The following is a 23,111-nucleotide window of genomic DNA, read 5'->3' on the forward strand; positions in this document are numbered from 1 at the left end:
ATGTAAGACCTGAGTGTAATCACAACGGCAAACGTCTATGAAGCAGGAAGAAAATGCTAAAACTATGTGAGTAGGGTTAGGTAAGTTTTTCGGAACGGTCGTTATAAAACCCTGCCCAATACTGCAGTATGTCCATGTGACATCCTTTTCTACATTTATTTATAAGAGGTGTGCGTTGTGAGTGGTAAATCTTGCTCAGCTGTCCTTAGCTGATGCGAGACCTAGTATTGAGTGGCCGGCTAACTTTGTCAAGCGAGCACAGAAGCAATGGCTCTACTAGGTTTTAAACCATCCCTCTCACTCTCGCCATAATCCCACGCCCAATCACCAAGCGCACATAGCTCACCGCAATGATGATTAGCACAGCGACCAACATCAAACCGCCAATGCCGAAGCTTAGCCACGGCATACTAAAGCGCAGATTAAACCACTCGGTAATCAGCACATACGCTGTACCACTGGCAAGCACCACCGCAAACACGCCAGCACTAATCCCTAGTAGCCCAATTTCAAGCATATTGATTTTGTATAAGTCACTGGTTTGCATGCCCAGTAATCGGAACGAGGCACTGTCTCGCAAACGGTCTTGCGACGTAGACAGTAAAGAGGTAATCAGCACCATAATGCCCGTGATAATGGCGAGTAGGGTGAATACCTGCACCAAACGACTCATCTGACTGACGTAACCCTGTATCTGTTTGGCAATAGCACCGCCATCAATGGTGGTAATGGCAGGGAACTGACGAGCAAGGTCGGTTTGTAGCTGAGGGATGGCATCAGCTTCGACTTTGGTGGTCGCAAACTGGATTTGTGGTGCATCAGCCAAGACGTCTGGCTCAAACAAGAAGTAGAAAAACGGGCTAGGACCACGCTCATAGCGCTCACGAATACTGGTTATTTGACCGACGATTTCGATGCCCTGAATGTTAAAGGTCACCTGATCGCCCATGCTGACATTTAGCAATTCGGCAGCACCGTTCAAAATAGACAAAGGTACAACACCTGCTTCTACCGCTTGCTCATCTAGTGGGGCATACAACTGGTCAGACTCTACGGCATCGCTGATAAACTCGGTGTTCATAACCTCGTCTGCATAGCTTAAGTTGAACATACGAGTCGGGTCATCGCCCTCACTTTGTGCAACTTGAATATCGGCTGCGGACACGCCTGCTGCCTCGCTCACACGAGCACGTACTACAGGATAGTAGGTGATTGGCTCATCGATGATGCTGTTTAACGCTTCATGTTGCTCACTTTGCACATCTAATAAAAACAGATTGGGCGCATCTTCTGGATAGGCTTTGACAAACTGAGTGTTTAAGCTGTGATTGAGCAAGGTAATCATCGACAGTACCGAGACTGACAAGGCGAGGGTGACGAAAAACAGCCCTGACTGATTGCCTTTGCGAGATAGATTATGCACCGCAGTGCGTACCATCCAGCCGCTCTTTTTACCAAATAAACCTCTGCTGGCAAGCGTTGCTAATAGCCACAGCCACCCTTTGCCGATTAACCAGAAGCTCGCGGCCAATACAATCATACCGCCCAATACTTGGATACCGTTTAACAGCGAGCCAAACTCATATGCCATCAGCCCAAAGCTTGCGAGTAATACTAAGCCATACCAATATAATGGCGGGTGCTGACGATTGTTAGTCGTAGCTTGTTTGAGCACAGCAGACGGTTTGGTATGCGTCACCGAATACAGACTGTGCTGAACCACCAATAAGGTGATGACCAGAGCAACAACAGTGATTTTGATTAGGCTGACCAGTTTAATAGAGAGATTAACATCAGGTGGCAAAATGGCGGTGAGATACTGCGCGCCAATTTTGAGCATACCCAAGCTAATCACGCCAGAGGCGATGCAAGCCAGTACGGCCATCGCGATAAATACCAGATAGTAGCTGCGCTTGATGTCACTGATAGACTCGCCCAAAGCACGGCGAATGGCATTGGCATTTTGCTGCAAGCCAACAAAGGCTTTGACCACGCTTAATAGTGCCACCGCTGACAAAAACAGCACGGCGATGACGAGCAACTTTAAGAACATCAATACGTTGTCTGATACTTCGGTGACAGAAGTATTGGCATCTTCAGCATCGGTTATTTTGACTTCAGAGGAGTCACCGAGTAGGATTTCAAGCTGTGCCTGTTGCTCAGTAATTGCCTCAGTTGGGCCTGCTAATTCGATACGATAATCAACACGACTGCGTTGTCCCATCAAATCAGTCGCTTCTAAGTCGCTATCTGACATCAGTACCCGCGCTCCAAAGCCAAACGCAGTCAATGGACGGTCAGGTTCGGTCACAAGTTCATCAGCAATCGTAAAGGTTGCTTCGCCAATCTTCACCGTATCACCGACAATTAAGTTAAGCCCTGTTAATACTTGAGTTTCTACCACCACGCTATTGGGCTTAAGCTTTTGCCACAAAGGCTTGCCAGAAGCCAGCTCCACCTCACCATATAGGGGATACTCTGAAGAGACGGCTTTGATACGGGCCAATAAGGTTTGCGCGACTTGCTCTGAGGAATCGGCATCAACAGTGGCCTCTGAATCAGTCATTGAGTCAGAGGTCGAATCAGGTGTCGAACCAGACAAGCTAGAAATCATGGCATTAAACTGATAGTCGTACACCACCTTTTGGTCAGGTGATTCGGCTTCAAATGCTTCGATATCTTGTAGTAGCTCAGGCGTCCACGCTTGCTTGCTACCCAAAATCAAATCACCGCCGACCAGTGCACGCTGATTATCACTCACATAATCACGCACCGACTGCTGAATCGAGTCGAGCGTCAGATATGTTGATAGCGACAACACCATCGCTAGCAAAAACAACAACGGATAAATCCAGTGTCGCCACCAACTGCGCTGTAGCGACTTGCTGCCAAGATTTGAATAAGAGGAGGGGACTGTATTTTCTGTGGTCATAATGGGGCAACTGTCTGGCATGTGTTAAGCATTAAGGCGGAGGGCATTCGTTGGTAAGACTTAAAGATAAGGGTTAGTCTTTAGACAAAAGAGAATTAAACCACCCGCCCATCATGAATGGTAATAACCTGATCGGCATGTTCGGTCATCGCAGGGTCATGGGTAACTACCACTAAAGCCGTTCCTGACTGCTGTTGTAGTTCAAGCAACAAGTTCATCACTTGTTGCGCGTTTTGTTCATCCAAGTTGCCAGTAGGTTCGTCGGCAAAGATAATCTTCGGACGAGCGACCAAAGCGCGAGCCAGTGCGGTACGTTGCTGCTCACCACCCGAAAGTTGATGCGGTAAGCTATCTCGGCGGTGGGTTAGACCGACGGCCGCCAACAGCTCTTCGACTCGTTTAGGGTCAGGTTGACGGGCAATATCGAGTGGGAAAGCAATGTTCTCAGCGACAGTTAAAGTCGGTAATAGGTGAAAGGACTGGAAAACAAAGCCCATATCTTGTTGGCGTTTTTTGGCCAATTCATCTTCCGATAGAGTGGTCAGGTTTTGACCATCAAGCCATACCTCACCACTATCGGGATAATCAAGCCCTGCCAGCAGTCCAAGTAAGGTCGACTTGCCTGAGCCAGATTTACCCATGATTACCGCAAACTCACCGGCTAAGATTTTGACCTCTATGTCTTTAATAATGTCGGTTTTGGTGTCGCCAATCATCACGCTTTTGCTGAGGTTGGAGGCGTGTAGCAGTGGTTTTGAGTTTGTGTTATTTATTGACATCTATCAGTCTCTTTGTTGAGAGGGTATTGGGGGTTATTTCTACTTCTTGGCATGCTTAGGGTTTGGGCTCGTGGTCGTGGTCATAAGTCTTACCTTGTCGATAAGGGGCTTTGTTCACCTCATTGATTTCTTGCTGCAAATCTCTCAGTCGGATTTTTAAATCTTCAGGCATTTTTTGCGGAAGCTCATTGAGTTTTTTCAATTTAAAGGACAGGTAAAGACTAAAGATACCAGTAGTGATAAAGGCCAAGCCTGTCCAAACGATGATGGTCATGCCAGCAAAGGTAGGCTTCCAAACCATTAGCACACCGAAGATTAAGCCAATGATACCCAGTGCCATCAAGGCGCCCCAATCAGCAACGCCATAGTCCTTTAAGTCTAAAGAGAAACTGATGGCACTAATGGCACGGAAGATAATTAAGAAGCCCACATAGAAGCTTAAAGTTAGCATCGAAACTTCAGGATTAGCCAGCAGTAGGCCGCCCACCACAGTGGTTAAAACACCAAAGGTAAACATCCAACCCCAGTTGTCCATCTCATTTCTATTGGTCAAGGAGAAGCTAATCTCTGAGAGACCTGCGAATAAAAACGATAAGCTAAATAATATAGAGAGGGCGACATAAGAGGTTGCAGGAGAGGCGAAGGTATAAATGCCAACGGCAATAAATATTGAGCCAACAATAGCTGGGATATACCAATGTTTAATGGTTTCAGTAAAGGTTTTAAATATACTTTTTCTCATGATTATTCTCTTTTATTTATTATTAAATGGATCATTTATTAAGCGAGTTATCTTTAATTACTGGAATAAGTTAATTGCTTTGAGCTGAGTGTTTACTTATTTGGTTGAGTCTGTTTTTGATTGTACAAAGCTTTCAACAGTCGGGGTTAGTACCGGCAAAATATTGTCACTAACAATCTTAGCATAGCCCTCAGCTGTGGGGTGGATAGCATCTGATTGATTGAGCTCTGCAACCCCTCCCACTCCTTCTAAAAAGAAGGGAATGAAGGCGATGTCATATTCTTTGGCCAGCTTAGGATAAATTTCAGAGAAGGCGTCTACATACTCACCGCCTAAATTATCATAAATCTGCATGCCACTAAGCACCACCACACTGCCTTCACTTTGCAGGCGTTCGATCGCTGTTCGCAAGTTACTCTCCACGGTTTTTACATCGATACCGCGCATGGCGTCGTTGGCACCTGTGGTCAAAATAGTGATGTCTGGATTGGTTTTTAATACCCAGTCCAAGCGGTTTACCAGTCCCGTGCTGGTTTCACTGCTGAGTCCTGAGTTGACCACTTTGGCATTCACATAGCCGGCTTGCTTTAATGCGGTCTCTAACTGGGCCGGATAGGCCTCATTTTCGGGCAAGCCTAAACCTTCGGTGAGTGAGTCGCCTAAAGCTAAAATAGTGATGGGCTGTTCAATTACCTGATCTGCTTTGCTAGCCTGAGTTGGTGTTTGTTGTTGAAAAGAGTTGGTTTGGGCAGCTGTCTCAGACTGAGGCTGTGATTTAGTATCGGTTGAGTCAGCGCTATTAGAACTGGGCTGGCAGGCAATCAGCAGTGAGCTTGCGACAACGATAAGCGATAACGGCTTGAAAAACGCCAATGACATAACAACTCCATGGTCTAGATATGAAAGTAGGGAAAATTGATAGTATGATTGAATGGTATGAGTCATTAAATACTAACAGTTAAGCGTATTTATAGCTGTTTATGAATGGTTATATAGTGTGCAGTTTCCCTAACCGTTAAACCATTAAAAAGCCCAGCACTGGTACTCTCAGAGCTGGGCTTTTATCGTTCTAAATCAATCAGATCTAAAACGGTATGGTTTAGCAGACCGTTTTAAGCTTGATTATCATACAACTCGCGAACCACTTCACCAATAACTTTGATACCCGACTCAAGCGTCTCATCACTGGCGGCAATGCTCATGCGGATACATTGATGAGCGTGTGGGTAGTCGGTAGTATCTAGGCCAGGATAGAAGTGCTCACTGGGTACAATCAACGTCGCTTTTTCTTTTAAGCGGTCATATAACTCAGTGGTGCTAATTGGTAAATCTTTGAACCACACCCATAAGAAAATCGCCCCTTCTGGCTTATGCACCAAGACCGGATAATCGCCCATTTCTTCTTTGATATGAGTAATGGCTTTTTTTGCTTTTTTGGCATAAAAAGGTTGAATGGTATCGTCACACAGCTCTTTTAAACGATCCTCATTAAGTAGCGGTGTGGCAATGGCAGCACCAAAGCGAGTCGGTGCCAGGTTGACCACTGCATTCATTGCACTTACTGTTTTCACGACTTCTGGAGCAGCGATAATAATACCGGTACGGGCGCCAGGTAGGCCAATTTTTGACAAGCTAAAGCACAGAACAGTATTTTTATCCCAGTTTAAATTCACATCAGGATAAATGATGTTCGGGAACGGTTCACCATAAGCATTATCGATGATTAGGGGCACGTCATATTGTTTAGCGATGGCAGACAGTTGTGCCATTTCTTCATCGGTTAATACGTTACCGGTCGGGTTGGTTGGGCGTGAGCAACAAATAGCACCAATTTCACCGTTTTTCAGAGCCGGTAAGTTCTCTAAAGCGTCAAAGTCGATTTTGTATTTAAAGAAACCCGTTTCGCCTTTATGCTCGACTTCTTCAATTTCAGGCTTGATGGCAATAAAGTGTTTACCATCAATGTGCACATCGCTATAGCCAATATACTCTGGCGCTAACGGTAGCAGAATTGATTTGGTGCTAATTTCGCCTTTTTCGTCTTCAAACTGTCCACCAAATAAGTTAAACAAGTAGAAGAAAGCGTTCTGTGAACCATTGGTTAGAACGATGTTTTCTGTGGTTAAGTTCCAATCATAATGACGGTTAAAAAAAGCGACCAAAGCATCGATAAACTTGGCATCACCTTGCGGGTTTGAGTAGTTGCCCACTGATTCAATAGCGCCGCCGTCAATCCCGCCCTGTTCTAATGACTTATAAACCTCAAAATAGGCTTCATTCACTTTATCAATGCGCGCTGGGTTACCCCCGCCTAACATATTAACTGGTGTCGGGCTTTTTAAGGCATCGCCTAAGTCGTCCATTAACTGTGAGATAGCACTGGTTTTGGTGAATTGTTGACCGTATTTTGAAAACTTCATAGAAATACCCTTTTAGTAATTTTTAAAAAAAGTAGGGAGATAAGTCAAAAAACTAGCTTTAGTAAATAAAATTTAATTATAGATTAAGGGTAGTTCCTAAGCAGGCTTGCCGTCAATCATTATAGGGCGACTGGCGAGCCAAGCAATAATTACGTTAATGATGGTCAATATCAATATAAATAATAATGGCCCATTCCAGTTGCCAGATAGCTCATAAAGCCAGCCCGCTCCAAAAGGTCCCGCAAACGCAACCAAATAAGCAATGGTTTGAGCCATGCCAGACAGCTTACTGGCTTGGTTCGGCGTATAGGTGCGTAAGGAGAAAAGCATGATACATAAGGTGAAAATTGCTGCACAGCCTAAGCCCATGACTGCAGTCCACACCACAGGCATTAACGAGGGCAGGTAAGAGATTCCGATAAGGCCAATGACGTTTAATACGGTTGCGCCGATGGCAACGGTTTGCAGTCTGACCCCGCGTTTACGAATAAGCCAAGTCATACCAATAATAGCAATCGGTGCCATAAATTGGAAAATTGAGGCCATACTACCGGCTTCCACTTCAGACAACCCTTTACTAATCCAAATAGACGGCAAGAAGGCAGCAATGGTGTAAAATAGCAGTGACTGTAGACCCATAAAGATGGCCAATTGCCAAGCCAAAGCAGACTTCCAGACCGAGGTCGCTTCTTGGGCCGCTTCATTTTCTGTCAAAGTGACTAAGGGCATTTTATTTGAAGAGCCCAGCTTTAATCTTAAGATAATCCACGCCACAAGAGCTGCGATACCAAGTGACGCCCAGCCTCCCAATGCCCACTGCCAACCTACCTGTTCTGATAAAGGATACACCAACCCCGAGACTATACCTGCCATGACCGACATGGTTAAACTAAACATACTGGTGACTAAAGCAATGTTACCGGGCGTGTGCTGCTTAATAACTGGGGCTACTAAAGTGTTGGCAAAGCCGATGGCTAAGGACAATAAAATAGTGCCGATTAAGAAGCCATTCCAAGTAGTCCAGGTAGAGCGCATGATAATACCAGCGGTCAATACAATAACTACGGCAATCAGAGTGTTCTCTAGCCCATAGCGCTTACCGATAGCCGGAGAAACCAATGCCCCTAAAGCAAACATCAGCATTGGGATAGCCCCTAGCCACCCAATGTGGGCTGCACTAAGACCTAAAGCATCTTGGACCACGGGGGCAATTGAACCTAGAGCGACAATGGGGGAGCGCATGTTACTTGCCATCAATAAAATGGCAATGACTACCAACCAAAATACAGCCCGTGGGGTTTTGGCTACAGTGGCTGGTGTCTGAGAATCGGCGGCAGAGGTAGAGGCAGAATTAGACATATCAAAGCACTTAACAATAACAAAAAGGGAGAAGTGGATTCAAATAAAAAACCACCGCCTAAGCGATGGTTTTACTATAACAGAAATGTATCAGCGAGCCTAAGACAGAAAATGAATTAAATATAACAATTGTATAAGCGCTGTCTTTAGGTCATACGACCTGCTAGCAAGACCTACTACAAGTAGCGCAGTGGCTTATAAAGCAGACTTACCTAGGTCGGCAGCTTTCTTGCTATCAAATGCTTTTTCATCATTAAGCTGTTCACATAGGTTGGGATCATTGCCACAAAATTGGCAGTTTTCGTCACCCATCAAGTTAGCAACACGGCCGCATGAGCCACGTAAAGGTTCTTTTTTTACCATGTATCCGATACCCATCATTAAGAAGAATAGGACGAAGACACCAAAGGTAATACCAAGGATTGGAAGAAATTGAGCGAGCATAATAACCTCACTTAGGTTTGTCAGCATACATTTGAGATGCTGTAGCTATAATCTATTAATTGGGGTTTATTTTACCATATCTAGGCGGGATAAGTGGTTGTTAGTAGTATGAATGCTGTAACGGGAGCTTGAGGTGGCGGCGGAGTGGTTGGGATCAGTTGAGTGATAAGTGTGTCGTATTTATTGTTGGTTTGGCAGAAAAAGCGATATACTCAAGTAAAGTCACACTTAAGGATGAGTATGAAAAAGTTAGCCCTATTAGTCGTGGTGATGTTGACCTCTTTATCCTCGAATGCTGAGGACTGGGTTTTTATTGGGCGCAATTCGCAAGCGCAGGACTTCTATGTCAACAAAGACTCAATTCGTGAAGAAGATGGATATCATTATGCTTCTATTGAGGCGCGTGATGCGCATGATGTACGTGACGACACAGCAGCTACTGAAAGTGACAAATCGCTAACGGTCGTCGATACAGCACGGTTTTACACTCAGTTTGATTGCAGTCGTAATCCCATCATGTCTAAAGACCAATTCGCAACAATGTTTTTAAAGGGACAGTTTGTTCAATCTATCGTATTAACGGGTGACTTAACGCCTATTGAACCGAATACCACCAATTATAAAGTTGCAAGCTTCGTCTGCTCCTGCTATTAATAAAAAAGGGCAACCGAGAACGGCTGCCCTTAACCTTGCTGTAACGAATTATATGACATGAATCGCAATATAAGTCGCTGCACCGGCCAAATAACCAATTAAGGCTAGGCCACTAATGCGTTTTAGATACCAAGTAAATGGTAGTTTTTCCATACCCATAGCGGCCACACCAGCGGCTGAGCCGATGATTAAGCAGCTACCGCCAGTACCTGCACAGTAAGCCAAGAAGTGCCAGAAGGCACCATCTTGTAAGAATTGGCTTTGACGGGCAAGCTCATCGCCTGATAGACCTGCTAAAGAGGCATCTGTTAATAGCGGATACATTTTCATTGCACCGGCTACTAAGGGGACGTTATCCACCAAAGAAGACAGTAGGCCAATCAACACGTTGATGATGTAAAGGTTACCAAAGGTATTATCAAGCCATAGTGCGACGTCGGTTAAATGCCCTGCTGTTGCTAGACCGGCTACGGCCAATAAGATACCTAAGAAGAATAGAATACTGGGGATATCTACTCGGGTTAGTACCCCAACCACAGTCATATGCTCTTTGACATACCAATCATGATGGCGATGCATAATCTCAGTGTAGACCCACAGAACCCCAAGACCAAATAGGATACCCATATAAGGAGGCAGGTGAGTAACCGTCTTAAAGATAGGCACGAAAGCTAAGGCAGACAGTCCAAGTACCAAGACACTAATACGCATTTGATTGGTAATTGAGCTCTTGGCAATCGCTGCAATTTGCCCCTTAGGCAAGCTCTCTGGAGAGGTAGTAGGAACCGACTCCATATACATTGCTTGAGCATTTACCGTATTGTCATCGTCAGCAATAGGACCTAAGTAGTTACTGCTTGAAGCTTGTGGAACCGGCTTTGGATCTTTCGGACGGAAGACTTCTTTGCCCTTGAAGAAGAAGCTTAAGACAGCCAAAGGTACCGCAGCAGCAATTAAGCTTGGCACAATTAAATCAACAATAATCTTACTGGCTGTAACCTGATTTCCAATCCATAGCATGGTGGTGGTTACGTCCCCAATAGGTGACCAGGCACCGCCAGCGTTGGCACAGATAACGACCATACCCACATACCACCAACGCATCTCTTTATCCGCTACTAATTTACGTAATAAAGACACCATAACAATGGTCGTGGTTAAGTTATCGAGTAAGGCTGAGAAGAAGAAAGTTAAGATGCCGATGGTCCACAGTAGGGTAACGGCACTGGTGGTCTTAATCCGGCTGGTAATGGCATAAAAGCCATCGTGAGCATCAATCAGCTCAACAATAACCATAGCTCCCATTAAGAAGAATAAAATTTCAGCTATTTCAGCGAGGTGGTGTCGCAGCTCGGAGTTTAGAAACTGACTGACGCCTAAACTTTCAGGACTGGCCAGTTGTTCTACAAGAAGAGTGTCCGCCCCAAAAACCAAAAGAGTCCAGACTAAAATTGCGGTAAGCAGTGCAGAAGCTGCTTTATCAACATGAATGTTGTGCTCTAGTGCAATCGCTATGTAACCTATAACAAAGACTAACGCCATCAATGAGTAAATCATTGCCGATCGATCCTTAGTGTTAAAACACGTTGCTACTTACTTAATATAAACCTACTTATTGTAACTAACTAAGGCTAGGGAGGACAGGCTAGAAAATGACTGCTCAACTTATAATGAGTGAGGGTGGCTTTTTAGTCAAATAACTAATATAAGTTATTGATTTTTATAGTTGTATTTAATGTTAAGGTTTTTATATATAATTGAATAAAACTTAACAAAGATGAGGTTTTGTTAATAAGTAAAACCCCAGACTGATAAGGAGGATAAAAGCCAGTATAAACTACGACAAAAATTCTGCAAAAAGCCTATTTAACGTTGCCTGCTCTTAAGGCTTTCATCGCTGGCGTTTCGACTATCTGCCAGTAGGCTAAAGGATCGGCTTTGTGACGGGCCAGCTCCTTCACAGAAGGTAGCTCATCATGAATTTTGCCATCTTTGGGCACTACGAACAGGACGGCTAGGTCTTTTTCTGTGGCAGTAGCCAAAGCTTGTTCATAAGTCATGGCGGTCAGAGCAGTAGCCCAAGCATCTGCTAAAGACACCGAATCGGCAGCTACAGTCACAGAAGGGGCGCCGCCAGTGATAGGTTGGCCTGTGGTGGGATCAATGGTGTGGCTATATCGGCGACCATCAAAGATGATAGAGTTGCGGTAATTGCCAGACGTGGCCAAACGCAGCTTGTTTGGGGAGCTAGGCTGACGAATAGCCGCTAAGGTTAAACGCTCAGTTACCGTGCTATCAATGATAGGGGCATCAATGGCTATCTGCCAAGACTGGGCCTTTTGATTGACTCCTGAAGTTGAGACCTCACCGCCAATTTCAACCATATAGTTATTAATTTTATAGTCTTTTTGCAGCACTTCAGCGATAACGTCGACCCCATATCCCTTGGCCACAGCAGAAAAATCTAGCTCAACGTTATCTTTGTCTTTAGTTAAGGTATTGCCTGAAACCTTAATATCCTCAAAGCCTAAAAGAGACTTAGCTGCCATTATTTGTTCTGCGCTTGGTGGGTTCTGCAGTCTTTCAGCGGTCATTACACTGCCAAAGCCCCAAAGGTTAATCAGTGGCATCACCGTAGGGTCAAAAGCACCGCCTGACTGATCATAAACCTGCTTAGAATCTTGTAGAACTTGAATGAAATCAGGGTCAACCTGCATAGGCTCACCGGCCTTTAACCGATTGAACTTAGAGATTGTCGAGTCTTTCATATAAGTAGACATGCTGACATTAATCTCTTGCAGACGTTTATCAATGGCCTGTTTGATGGCTTCTTCATCAACCTCTTTAGGCTTTTGAAAGGTAATGTGGTAGCTGGTACCCATGGTTTCGCCCTGAATATAGTCATAAGTCGGAGCTTGTTGGCAGCCACCAAGCAGCAGTGAGCCTGTGATTGCCCCGGCCACTAGAGCCTTAGGGGTTAGTGATTTATGAGAAGAGTTAAGAGAGTCATTAGCAGCAGATAGGTAGGTCATAAGAGTCGTTTTATTAAAAAAAGAAAGAGAGGCTGATATAAGCGCTGGCCTATATCAGCAGTAGAAGAGCTATTTTAACGCCATTGCTCTGATTTTTGTGGGGCTTTATTAGGTTACTTTTGCCCCGCGAATAAGTTTATACAGTTTTGGCGGTGAGAGACGGTTCACTAAGGTTGCTAGTTTTTCTTTTCGGCCAGCAACAATGATGTATTCCTCGCCGCAAGCGAGGGCTTTTACCGTCTGCTTGGCAAAAGCTTTGGCTGTCAGCCCTTGGTCAGTAGCCTCATCCATGGTGCCTTGGACGCTACCATCACCCGTTAAGGCATTAATCGAGACATTGGTTTGGATAAAGCCTGGGAAGATGGTGGCCACACTAATATTTTTATCGCTTAATTCAGCACGTAAGCTATTGGCCCACATATGAATCGCTGCTTTGGCTGCCCCGTAAGCTCCGCGGTATTGAGTACCAAGCAAGCCCGCCACACTCGATACCATCACCACTTTACCGCCACCTTGTGCAATCATTTCTGGTAGCACTAATCGTGTCAGTCTGGTTTGGGCAAAATAGTCGATTTCCATCAGTTTGCGTTCTACCTCTTCTGCGGTATCCATAATCAATGAGCGCTGACTGACCCCAGCATTATTAATTAACCAATCCACAGAGACTGTTTTTTCGATAACTGTTGAGTATGCAGTTTCGGTTTGCGCCACATCTAAGATATCAAAAGGGACCACTAAGTGTTTTTTTGGGTTTTTGCATTTATTTTTGACCGCTTCTAACTTTTCGCTATTGCGGCCACTTAATATCACGGTGGCACCGCGGCGAGCAAACTCTAAAGTTAACGCTTCGCCAAGCCCACTTGAGGCACCGGTTATCCAAACGGTTAAATCCTTTAGCTTTGTTTTCATAAGCATCCTTTCTTACTTTCAATGGTATTGAACAATATTTATTAATAGGGGAGGGCGCTTTCTTATTTTTCAGGCTGTTTTGGCGACTTTTTATAATCGATAGCCATAAAAAAAGAGCCCCCATTGAGGCTCTTAATTTATCACATATTCATCAGCTGTGGTTTTTGCTGTAATTTGCGTTAGCTATTGAGATTAGCTATTAACCACCGAAGTCATCTAATAAGATGTTTTCATCTTCAACGCCTAGGTTATGAAGCATATCGATAACCGCTGCGTTCATGACAGGAGGCCCACACATGTAGTACTCACAGTCTTCTGGGTTTGGATGGTCTTTCAGGTACTCTTCATACAATACGTTATGAATGAATCCGGTGTAGCCGTCCCAGTTGTCTTCAGGCTGTGGATCAGATAACGCCACGTGCCATTCGAAGTTATCGAACTGCTCTTGTAGCATATCGTAATCTTCAACATAGAACATTTCGCGAACTGAACGAGCACCATACCAGAAGCTAATCTTACGATCTGAGTGTAGACGCTTCAGCTGATCGAAGATGTGCGAGCGCATAGGCGCCATACCTGCACCACCACCGATGAATACCATTTCTGCTTTGGTATCTTTGGCGAAGAACTCACCATAAGGACCTGAAACGGTAACTTTATCACCTGGCTTCAAGTTAAACACATACGATGACATCTTACCTGGTGGAATCCCTTTAGGACCACGAGGCGGAGGACTTGCGATACGAATGTTAAACTTGATGATGCCTTTTTCGTCTGGGTAGTTGGCCATTGAGTAAGCACGAATAACTTCTTCGTCTACTTTTGACACATAGTCAAACATACCAAACTGTTCCCAGTCACCACGATACTCTTCTGCAATATCGAAGTCTTTGTAGTGTACTTCATGCGGTGGCGCTTCAATCTGAACATAACCACCGGCACGGAAGTTAACTTCTTCACCATCAGGAATCTTCAATACTAGCTCTTTAATGAAAGTAGCTACGTTGTCGTTTGAAACAACTTCACATTCCCATTTTTGTACATCAAAGAACTCAGGATCGATTTCGATTTTCATGTCTTGCTTTACCGCAACCTGACAAGCCAAACGCATGTTGTCGCGGATTTCACCCTGAGTGAAGTGACCTTCTTCGGTCGGCAAGATCGAACCACCGCCCTCAATCACTTTACAGCGGCACTGGGCACAAGTTCCACCGCCACCACAAGCTGAAGATAAGAAAATACCTTCACTTGCTAGGGTTTGTAGTAGTTTACCACCGGCTGGGGTTACCACGTCATTGTCAGGATTGTCATTAATACGAATGGTGACATCCCCTGAGCTGACCAATCGTGAGCGGGCGACCAAAATAATCGCCACTAAGCTCATGATAATCAGGGTAAACATGGCGACGCCGCCAATGGCGGTACCAAATAACTCCATGATTTTTGTCCTTATTTAAATATTCAAATCGCTTGTTATCTATTAATAGGGCTTAGTAAGTCGATTAAATTGACATACCGCCGAATGACATAAATCCAAGCGACATCAATCCGACAGTAATAAAGGTAATACCTAGGCCGCGTAGTGGGGCAGGCACGTCCGAATATTTTAACTTCTCACGAATACCAGCCAATAGGGCAATAGCAAGAGCCCAACCAAAACCTGCACCCACACCATAAGTTAGGGATTCAGTAAAGTTATAATCACGCTCAACCATAAACAGAACACCACCCATGATGGCACAGTTTACTGTGATTAGTGGTAAGAACACCCCAAGCGCGTTGTATAACGCAGGAACGAACTTATCCAAGAACATCTCAAGGATTTGAACTGTGGCTGCAATTAAAGCAATGTAGCTTAATAAGCCTAAGAAGCTTAAGTCGATATCTGGGAAACCTGCCCAAGCCAACGCCCCATCTTTCAGGATGAATTGGTATAACAGGTTGTTAAGTGGCACGGTAATGGTCATTACCACGATAACCGCAACACCAAGACCGATGGCAGTCGATACTTTTTTCGATACTGCCAAGAAGGTACACATGCCTAGGAAATAGGCAAGCGCCATGTTTTCAATGAAAACAGACGTTATAAATAAACTAACATAATGTCCCATTAGTGACCTCCTCCATGAGCCATACCTTTCGATTGAGGCTTCATAACGAACTCAGGATCCTCAACTTGTTCAGGCTTCCAGGTACGGATAACCGCAATGAATAAGCCAATAATAAAGAAGGCAGAAGGGGGTAATAATAGTAAGCCGTTTGGCACGTACCAACCGCCACTTGTTACTGGGTTCAATAAAGTGATACCTAGAATACTACCGTTACCCAGTAGCTCACGAATCACAGCTACGAATAATAGAACCGCTGAATAGCCTAAACCGTTACCGATACCGTCTAAGAAACTAGGTACAGGTGGGTTACTCATAGCGAATGCTTCAGCACGACCCATAACGATACAGTTGGTAATAATCAAACCAACGAATACCGATAGAGACTTACTAACGTCATAAGCAACTGCTTTAAGCACTTGGTCAACCACGATTACTAAAGAAGCAATCACCGTCATCTGTACGATAATACGAATACTTGATGGAATACGGTTACGGATGATTGAGATGAAAAAGCTTGAAAAAGCGGTTACTAAAGTTAATGCAATACACATTACCAGCGCGTTTTTTACACTGGTCGTTACTGCAAGCGCCGAACAAATACCCAAGATTTGTAGAGCAATCGGGTTATTATCGAAAATCGGCGTGGTTAAGATTTTTTTAGTATCTGTTGCCATGTTATGCCTCCTCGCCCGTAGTGGTTTGAGTTTGAGCATTAGCTGCGCTATCAGGAGTGCCACCACGTAAATTATCTAAGAATGGCTTGTATCCACGGTCACCAAGCCAGAACTGGATAAGGTTTCTTACACCAACACTAGTCAGGGTTGCACCACTAATACCATCTACCCAGTTATCTTTGCTTTGACCGGCTTTGGTTACACCAGTAGCCACTTCACCGTTTTCGTCATAGGCATGGATACCTTGCCATTTTTCACGCCACTCTGGTTCTTCAATGCGGGCGCCAAGACCTGGGGTTTCTTTGTGCTCATACCAACTAATACCTTTCACAGTATTTAAGTCGCTTTCTAAAGTTAAGAAGCCGTACATTGTGCCCCAAAGACCGTAGCCATGTACCGGAAGTACCATAAGCTCTGGCTCACCATTGGCATCGTTTTTCACATAAACTTTTGCAAATTTAGGCACAGCACCGATACTTGCAGGGTCATCATTACCCAAATCAATGCTTAACGCTTTGTTTTTAGCCGCTTGGTTAGCATCATAGTTGTTAACATCTGTGATGCCAGCTTGAGATAAGTCAGCTTCAGCAGCGTACTCACCTTTTTCTAAATCAACCAATTTAATTTCGAAGTCAGCAAAGCGTTTTTCGACATCTTCGTTGGTATCTTGGGCTGGATCAAATAGACCGGCAGCCACTAAGATGTTTTTGTTACGGTCAAGCAGTTGGTTTTCAATTTGAGCTGGTTTTAAGCCTACTGCAACGGCGGATACCAATACGGAACACACCAAACATAAGACCAGCGCCACCATAATGGTGGTCATATTTGAGTTTGAGCTTTTCTTAGTCTGCTGGGACATGACGCATCCTCCGAGCCGTTTGACGTTTGATGTTTGCTTGAGTGACAAAGTAGTCAAATAATGGCGCAAACAAGTTAGCAAATAAGATCGCTAGCATAATACCTTCTGGGAAGGCTGGGTTGATGACACGAATAAGAACGGTCATAAAACCAATTAAAATACCATATGCCCAGCGGCCTTTATTGGTATGAGCAGCTGAAACTGGGTCTGTTGCCATAAATACCGCACCAAAAGCAAAGCCACCCAATACTAAGTGCCAATACCAAGGTAAGCTCATCATTAGGTTGTCGGCTGAACCAATGGCGTTAAATACCATTGAAGTTGCTACTAGACCGACCACACAGCCGGCGATAATGCGCCAAGAAGCAATGCGAGTCCAGATTAGAACTACCATACCTAATAAGATAGCTAGCGTAGAAACTTCACCGATACTGCCTTGCATGTTGCCTAAGAACGCATCCATCCAAGTGATGGCTGAGCCGTAAGCATCTACGAATTTATCAGGGGTTACGCCAATGGCCGCTAGACCTAAAGGAGTTGCTCCTGAGAAACCGTCAACAGCAGTCCAAACGGTGTCACCTGACATATAGGCAGGGTAAGCGAAGTATAAGAACGCACGACCTGATAGGGCAGGGTTTAAGAAGTTTTTACCCGTACCACCGAACACTTCTTTAGCAACCACAACACCGAAGCTAATACCTAGAGCCACTTGCCATAATGGGATATCTGGTGGTAAACATAGTGCGAATAGTACCGAGGTTACGAAGAAACCTTCGTTAACTTCGTGACCGCGAACCACGGCGAAAATGATTTCCCAAGCAATACCAACCGCGAAGGTTACGATATAAATAGGTAAGAACTGCATGGCGCCATAAACGAAGGCGGCCCAAATGCTGTTCGGATCGTAGCCAACTAAGCCAGTAATGGCCGTACGCCAACCTTCAGGCTGAAGACCTAATTGCTGAATGGCAGTTAAGGCTTGGAAACCAACGTTGTACATACCCCAGAACATAGCAGGGAAGGTACATAGCCACACCATAATCATGATGCGTTTTAAGTCAATACCATCACGAACGTGAGACGCTGAGTGAGTGGTTGTACCAGGCTGACGTAAGAATGTATCGAACATTTCGAACACAGCGTAGTATTTTTCGTATTTGCCACCTTTTGTGAAGCTAGGCTCTAAGCGGTCAAACATATTGTGTAAAAATTTCATCAGCGTTAGCCCTCCAGCTCGATGCGAGTTAAGTTATCACGCAAGATGTCACCAAACTCATATTTGCCTGGTGAAACAAAGGTACATAGCGCCAGATCTTCTTCATCCAACTCTAACGCGCCAAGCTCAACTGCTGAAATAATGTCTTCAACGACTAGAGCACGTAATAATTGAGTAGGTAGGTAGTCTTGTGGCATAACTTCTTCAAACACACCGATTGGCACCATCGCACGAGGTGAGCCATTGCTTGATGTGGTGAAGTTGTACTTTTTACCTTTAAAGAACTGCGAGATATAAATTGGCAGTTTTGAGAAACGGTTAGCACCAATGCTAAAGAAGTGGAACGCTGGACGTTCATAACCTTCTTCTAATACGCTTACTTGGTTATGGAAACGACCTAAATAAGAAGTAGTAGCAATGGTTTTACGGCCCGATAGTACAGAACCGGTAATAATGCGGTTGTCACCAGCATTTAATTTACCTTGTGTCAGTTCCGTTAAGTCCGCACCACGTTCAGTAACTACCAAGTGTGGGTTTTTCACACCAGGGCCTGCTAAGCTGATTAAACGACGGGTATAAATTTTACCTGTGGTAAACAGCTTACCAATAGCAATCACGTCTTGGAAACCAATGGTCCAAACGGTAACGTTACGGCTAACAGGGTGCAAGAAGTGAATATGAGTGCCCGCATTACCTGCAGGGTGTTTACCTGCGAAGGCATGGTATTCAGTGCTATTGCCCGCTGCAGTATTGGCTACTTTAGAGGGGTTAGCATTGCCATGGTGACAAACATAAGTTTTTGGTGATAAGGTAGAAAGTACGGCAAGTCCGTCATCAAAGGCCTGTTGCTCTTGTTGAATCAGCAACATAGGGTCATACGCCAATGGATTGGTATCCATAGCGGTGACAAAAATGGCTTGTGGACGGGAGCCAATTTCTGGAGTACGGCTGTATGGACGAGTACGGAGAGCGGTCCATTCACCAGATTTGATTAATTGCGCTTCAACAGCTTCAGAATCAAGCCCAGCCAGTTCATTAGAAGCATATTGCTCGAACGTAACCTCATTAGCATCGGCACCGGCATTGGGGTCAATCTCAATAACCATGCTTTCGAATACTCGGCGTTCACCACGGTTAATGGCGATGACTTTACCTGAGGCAGGTGCAGTATAAATCACCCCAACACGTTTTTTATCTTCAAAAACGGGTTGGCCTTTAGTGACTATATCACCTTCTTTAACGCTCATCGTAGGCTTCATACCGACATAGTCGTAGCCCACAACTGCAACGTGCTTTGGAGAATGCTGGGTGATTTCACTGCTGGGTGCGCCAGCAATGGGCAAATCAAGCCCCTTTTTGATGGTAATCATAAGCGAACTTATTCCATAAGCGAAGAAATGCCAGACGTCCTGTCGGTAGTGAACAAGCCACGAACGGTATGGTGACCGAGAGAGAATCTTGCTGGGATAAGAGCATGTAGCAACAGTACGGCAAAACGAATCTCGGAGCGATATCTCGTAAAATTTTTGGATAAATTATAACGAGCAGTGAGACCTGTGCTAATCTCTTAACATAGAAGACAGTGGCGACTGGCTACCAAAATACATATACAATATAACCTAGGATTATACGTTAAATTACCCTAAAATTGCCAGTCTGTTTCCAACTTTTAACCATTTAGGTCTGTGTGTGTCAATCACACCGTGTTTTGTACAAACTTTATTTATTTTAAACGCTTCTTATAACAAAGGTCTTTGATATGCTTACTCAACCAAATTCTAACTTAAATAACTCTACAGACAATTTAAATAAAAATACGGCGCCTTTGCTTATTCCAGCGATTGATTTAAAAGATGGTAAATGTGTGCGTCTAAAACAAGGCCGTATGGAAGATGACACCGTTTTCTCAGATGATCCGGTTGCCATGGCCACACGCTGGGTAAATGAAGGGGCTCGCCGACTACATTTGGTAGATCTTAATGGCGCCTTTGATGGTGTACCGGTGCATAAGAATGTGGTGATGGAAATTGCTAAGGCACATCCAACTTTACCGGTACAGCTTGGCGGTGGTGTACGTAGTTTACAAACCATCGAGCATTATCTGACTGCTGGCCTAACTTATATCATCATCGGCACCAAGGCCGTTGAAAACCCTGAGTTTGTAGAAGAAGCTTGTCGTGAATTTGCGGGTCACATTATTGTCGGTATTGATGCCAAAGATGGTTTAGTAGCTACTCATGGTTGGGCCAATGTGACAGACGTGAAGGCTACTGACTTGGCGAAGCGTTTTGCAGATGCTGGCGTTTCTTCTATCGTATATACCGATATTGCCCGTGACGGTATGATGCAAGGGGTTAACGTTGAGCAGACAGTTAACTTAGCACGTGAAGGGGGTCTGCCGGTTATCGCATCAGGCGGCGTGACGGATATGAAAGACATTGAACTACTAAAGCCTTATGGCGATTGTCTAGAAGGTATCATCACTGGCCGCGCTATTTATGAAGGCACCCTAGACTTAGGAGAAGCCCAAGCCTATTTAGACAAATAATTTAAGTAGGATAAATACCTAGGGTAGAGAGTTATTAAATAAATAGTTGTTAATAAATAGTTATCTAATGGCTATCTACTCTACTAACTGCTCTACTAAGAGGTTACCCCAGTTATTTGGATTAAGGCACACCATAGAACACAGCAAAACAGGATACTCATGTTGCCAATGTTACCCCCATTACAACGGCCTGAAACAGAGGTTGAAGCTACTCAGTACATAAAATCTAAGGTTGCTCAAAGTCAGAAACACGGGTTTGGCTTGCTGATGCTGCTCAGTATTTGCTTACTGTGTTTGCCAGCACAAGCTTTAACCAATGACACATCTGTAGATCAAAACCCAGATGCCAGTTTAAAGCTGATAGATACCGAAGCCTCTGACAAAGGTGCAGAGGGTGAGGCCGATTCTGAAGGCAGTGAGGAAGGAGGGTCTGAGGTACAAGCCGCAGAAGCTTCGGAGGCTCGTGAACCGGCAAATGTCCCTGCAGCAGGTAATCTGACGGATAAAGACACCGTTATCGCGACCAAACCTGATCAGGTCAATGATCAGGACATTAAGCAGCGTATCAGTGGTATTTATTCTGAAATTGAGGGGTTAAAAGCCCTGAACGTCAGCGTTAATCAGGGGGTAGTCAGCCTATCTGGTGAAGTGCCCAATGAGAAGAAGGCCCAGCAAGCCATTAGTTTGGCCAATAGGGTAAGTGATGTGGTCGCTGTCGAAGACCGCATTAGTCGCACCTTGGATGTTCAAGATAATGTCACTCCGGTCATTAGTGCCTTAAATCAGCAATTCCGTAGCTTTATTCACGCCCTGCCTTTATTGCTAGTTGCCATTGTGGTGTTCTCCATCGTGGTTTGGTTCGGCTCTTGGCTGGCTCGCCGCGACCCTTTGTGGCAGCGTATTACCCCAAATCCCTTTATTGCTGAGCTTCTAGCCCAAACGGTTAAGGTTCTATTTATCATTATCGGCTTGCTATTGGGCTTAAGCTTAATAGGGGCTGAAGCGATAATTGGTACGTTATTAGGAGGGGCAGGGGTCATTGGTATTGCGGTAGGTTTCGCAGTCAAAGATACCATTGAGAATTATATTGCCTCGCTGATGCTAAGTATTCGCCAACCCTTTCAGGCTAGAGATTTTGTCAGTATCAATGGGCAGGAAGGTATTGTGGTGCGTTTAACCAGCCGGGCGACCATCTTAATGACCTCTGATGGCAACCAGTTGCGTATTCCCAACTCTGAAGTGTTTAAAGCCACTATTTTAAACTACACCAAAAACCCAGAGCGTCGATTTACTTTCCAGTTGGCTATGGATACCAATGATGATCCTTTAGCGGCGATTAAAGTGGGTATTGAGGCGGTTAGAGCGTTAGACTTTGTGCTAGATCACCCCAAATCTGCTTGTATCATTACTGAGGTAAGTGACTCTAATATTAAGCTTGAGTTCCAGGTTTGGGTGGATCAAACCCATACAGACATTACCAAAGCGCGTAGTATTGCTATTAGAGAGGCAAAGCATGCCCTAGAGAATAACGGCTTTATCTTGCCTGAGCCGACCTATCGCATGCACCTTGATGGTGAGGTAGAAGAAGCACTTATTAAGTATCTTGCAGCTTGGGAACAAAATAGCTCTAAGGTTACGGCCCACAACCCTGAGCTTATTAAAGAGCTTACCGAAGAGGTCTTAGCTAGCAGTAAAAAACGCACAGCAGAGACTTTAGAAAAAGAAAGGGCTAAGCAGCGCGCCAGAGAAATTCTTGGAGATGAGCAAGTTGAAGAAGTGCTCGATGCTCGACCTGATCCGAAACTGATGCAAAAGGTAGAAGAGGAAATTCAGGACAATACGGGTGATAAGGACTTGCTTGATTGCAATAGCCCACAAGAATAACCTTGATGCTTATTTAGGGTTACAAACAGTAATCACAAACTACCTAAAACTATGTATAATCACTCATTATGAGTAGATTATTAAGCATAAAACAAGCAGCTAATCAGTTAGGCGTTTCCGTCTCAACTCTACGAAGATGGGATGAGACAGGTGTGCTTGTCGCCCAAAGAACACCCAAAGGCCATCGTCGGTATGACTTATCTAAAATAAACCCCAACCTGACTCGTAATAAGGTGGAGCAACAACGTAAAACCATAGCTTACGCTCGTGTTTCGAGTCATGAACAGAAGCCCGACTTACAGCGTCAGATTGAGATTCTTGAGCTGTATTGCTCTTCTCAAGGCTGGTCATTCGAGGTGATTAGCGATCTAGGCAGTGGTATGAACTACCATAAAAAAGGCTTGAAACGCTTGCTTGATGGTATTTTAGACAACAAGATAGACAGGCTAGTGCTAACCCATAAAGATAGATTACTGCGTTTTGGGGCAGAACTTGTTTTTGCTTTGTGTGAAGCTCGTCAAGTTGAAGTGGTTATCATTAATCAAGGT

The 23,111-nt window shown here is 44.6% G+C and carries 20 protein-coding genes; 4 read left to right on the forward strand and 16 right to left on the reverse strand.

Annotated elements, in window-relative coordinates; translation table 11 throughout:
* Positions 1-283: 283 nt before the first annotated feature.
* The 7 genes from A1232T_RS00710 to nqrM form a co-directional block, all read right to left on the reverse strand.
* Positions 284-2,932, reverse strand: coding sequence for an ABC transporter permease (locus A1232T_RS00710; protein WP_077447588.1), 2,649 nt, complete (start codon positions 2,930-2,932; stop codon positions 284-286).
* 95 nt (positions 2,933-3,027) lie between these two features.
* On the reverse strand, positions 3,028-3,711 hold the full coding sequence (locus A1232T_RS00715) for an ABC transporter ATP-binding protein (RefSeq protein ID WP_077447571.1): 684 nt from the start codon (positions 3,709-3,711) through the stop codon (positions 3,028-3,030).
* A gap of 55 nt (positions 3,712-3,766) precedes the next feature.
* Complete coding sequence (locus A1232T_RS00720) at positions 3,767-4,453, reverse strand: HdeD family acid-resistance protein (protein WP_077447572.1); 687 nt, start codon at positions 4,451-4,453, stop codon at positions 3,767-3,769.
* 96 nt (positions 4,454-4,549) lie between these two features.
* Entirely contained in the window at positions 4,550-5,332 is a 783-nt protein-coding gene (locus A1232T_RS00725; RefSeq protein ID WP_077447573.1) for an arylesterase, read from the reverse strand.
* Between the two features lie 233 nt (positions 5,333-5,565).
* On the reverse strand, positions 5,566-6,873 hold the full coding sequence (locus A1232T_RS00730) for a valine--pyruvate transaminase (RefSeq protein ID WP_077447574.1): 1,308 nt from the start codon (positions 6,871-6,873) through the stop codon (positions 5,566-5,568).
* Positions 6,874-6,969: 96 nt separating this feature from the next.
* Positions 6,970-8,232 (reverse strand): MFS transporter, encoded by a 1,263-nt coding sequence (locus A1232T_RS00735; protein ID WP_077447575.1) that lies wholly within the window; start codon positions 8,230-8,232, stop codon positions 6,970-6,972.
* Between the two features lie 195 nt (positions 8,233-8,427).
* A complete protein-coding gene (gene nqrM / locus A1232T_RS00740; protein WP_077447576.1) occupies positions 8,428-8,676 on the reverse strand; it encodes a (Na+)-NQR maturation NqrM in 249 nt (82 codons plus the stop codon).
* A 240-nt stretch (positions 8,677-8,916) separates the two neighbouring features.
* Here nqrM and A1232T_RS00745 point away from each other — a divergent pair, with 240 nt between their 5' ends.
* On the forward strand, positions 8,917-9,330 hold the full coding sequence (locus tag A1232T_RS00745; RefSeq protein ID WP_077447577.1) for a surface-adhesin E family protein: 414 nt from the start codon (positions 8,917-8,919) through the stop codon (positions 9,328-9,330).
* A gap of 48 nt (positions 9,331-9,378) precedes the next feature.
* Here the strand turns inward: A1232T_RS00745 and nhaD are convergent, their stop codons facing one another.
* From nhaD to A1232T_RS00790, 9 genes are all read right to left on the reverse strand, one after another.
* The gene (nhaD, locus tag A1232T_RS00750) at positions 9,379-10,887 is read right to left on the reverse strand and encodes a sodium:proton antiporter NhaD (protein WP_077447578.1); all 1,509 of its coding nucleotides are present in this window, start codon (positions 10,885-10,887) and stop codon (positions 9,379-9,381) included.
* A gap of 305 nt (positions 10,888-11,192) precedes the next feature.
* On the reverse strand, positions 11,193-12,362 hold the full coding sequence (locus tag A1232T_RS00755; protein WP_077447579.1) for an FAD:protein FMN transferase: 1,170 nt from the start codon (positions 12,360-12,362) through the stop codon (positions 11,193-11,195).
* A gap of 108 nt (positions 12,363-12,470) precedes the next feature.
* A complete protein-coding gene (locus tag A1232T_RS00760) occupies positions 12,471-13,271 on the reverse strand; it encodes an SDR family NAD(P)-dependent oxidoreductase (RefSeq protein WP_095532706.1) in 801 nt (266 codons plus the stop codon).
* Positions 13,272-13,470: 199 nt separating this feature from the next.
* Positions 13,471-14,709 (reverse strand): NADH:ubiquinone reductase (Na(+)-transporting) subunit F, encoded by a 1,239-nt coding sequence (nqrF, locus tag A1232T_RS00765; protein ID WP_077447581.1) that lies wholly within the window; start codon positions 14,707-14,709, stop codon positions 13,471-13,473.
* Positions 14,710-14,773: 64 nt separating this feature from the next.
* Entirely contained in the window at positions 14,774-15,382 is a 609-nt protein-coding gene (gene nqrE, locus A1232T_RS00770) for an NADH:ubiquinone reductase (Na(+)-transporting) subunit E (RefSeq protein ID WP_077447582.1), read from the reverse strand.
* A complete protein-coding gene (locus A1232T_RS00775; protein ID WP_077447583.1) occupies positions 15,382-16,056 on the reverse strand; it encodes an NADH:ubiquinone reductase (Na(+)-transporting) subunit D in 675 nt (224 codons plus the stop codon). Before A1232T_RS00775 ends, nqrE begins: the two co-directional genes overlap by 1 nt.
* Before the next feature lies 1 nt (position 16,057).
* Positions 16,058-16,915: a Na(+)-translocating NADH-quinone reductase subunit C gene (locus A1232T_RS00780; protein WP_077447584.1), complete on the reverse strand. Its 858-nt coding sequence runs from the start codon at positions 16,913-16,915 to the stop codon at positions 16,058-16,060.
* Positions 16,899-18,131, reverse strand: coding sequence for an NADH:ubiquinone reductase (Na(+)-transporting) subunit B (locus A1232T_RS00785; protein ID WP_077447585.1), 1,233 nt, complete (start codon positions 18,129-18,131; stop codon positions 16,899-16,901). Before A1232T_RS00785 ends, A1232T_RS00780 begins: the two co-directional genes overlap by 17 nt.
* 5 nt (positions 18,132-18,136) lie before the next feature.
* Entirely contained in the window at positions 18,137-19,501 is a 1,365-nt protein-coding gene (locus A1232T_RS00790; RefSeq protein ID WP_077447586.1) for a Na(+)-translocating NADH-quinone reductase subunit A, read from the reverse strand.
* A gap of 389 nt (positions 19,502-19,890) precedes the next feature.
* On the opposite strand from A1232T_RS00790, the gene hisA reads away from it, so the two are divergent.
* The 3 genes from hisA to A1232T_RS00805 all read left to right on the forward strand — a co-directional run.
* Entirely contained in the window at positions 19,891-20,679 is a 789-nt protein-coding gene (gene hisA / locus A1232T_RS00795; RefSeq protein WP_244152322.1) for a 1-(5-phosphoribosyl)-5-[(5-phosphoribosylamino)methylideneamino]imidazole-4-carboxamide isomerase, read from the forward strand.
* Positions 20,680-20,838: 159 nt separating this feature from the next.
* Complete coding sequence (locus A1232T_RS00800; RefSeq protein WP_244152323.1) at positions 20,839-22,563, forward strand: mechanosensitive ion channel family protein; 1,725 nt, start codon at positions 20,839-20,841, stop codon at positions 22,561-22,563.
* A gap of 68 nt (positions 22,564-22,631) precedes the next feature.
* Positions 22,632-23,111, forward strand: a 480-nt coding sequence (locus A1232T_RS00805; RefSeq protein ID WP_077447587.1) for an IS607 family transposase, incomplete at its 3' end; no start/stop codon positions are given.

Source organism: Psychrobacter pasteurii, from assembly GCF_900162815.1.
GTDB classification, from domain to species: domain Bacteria; phylum Pseudomonadota; class Gammaproteobacteria; order Pseudomonadales; family Moraxellaceae; genus Psychrobacter; species Psychrobacter pasteurii.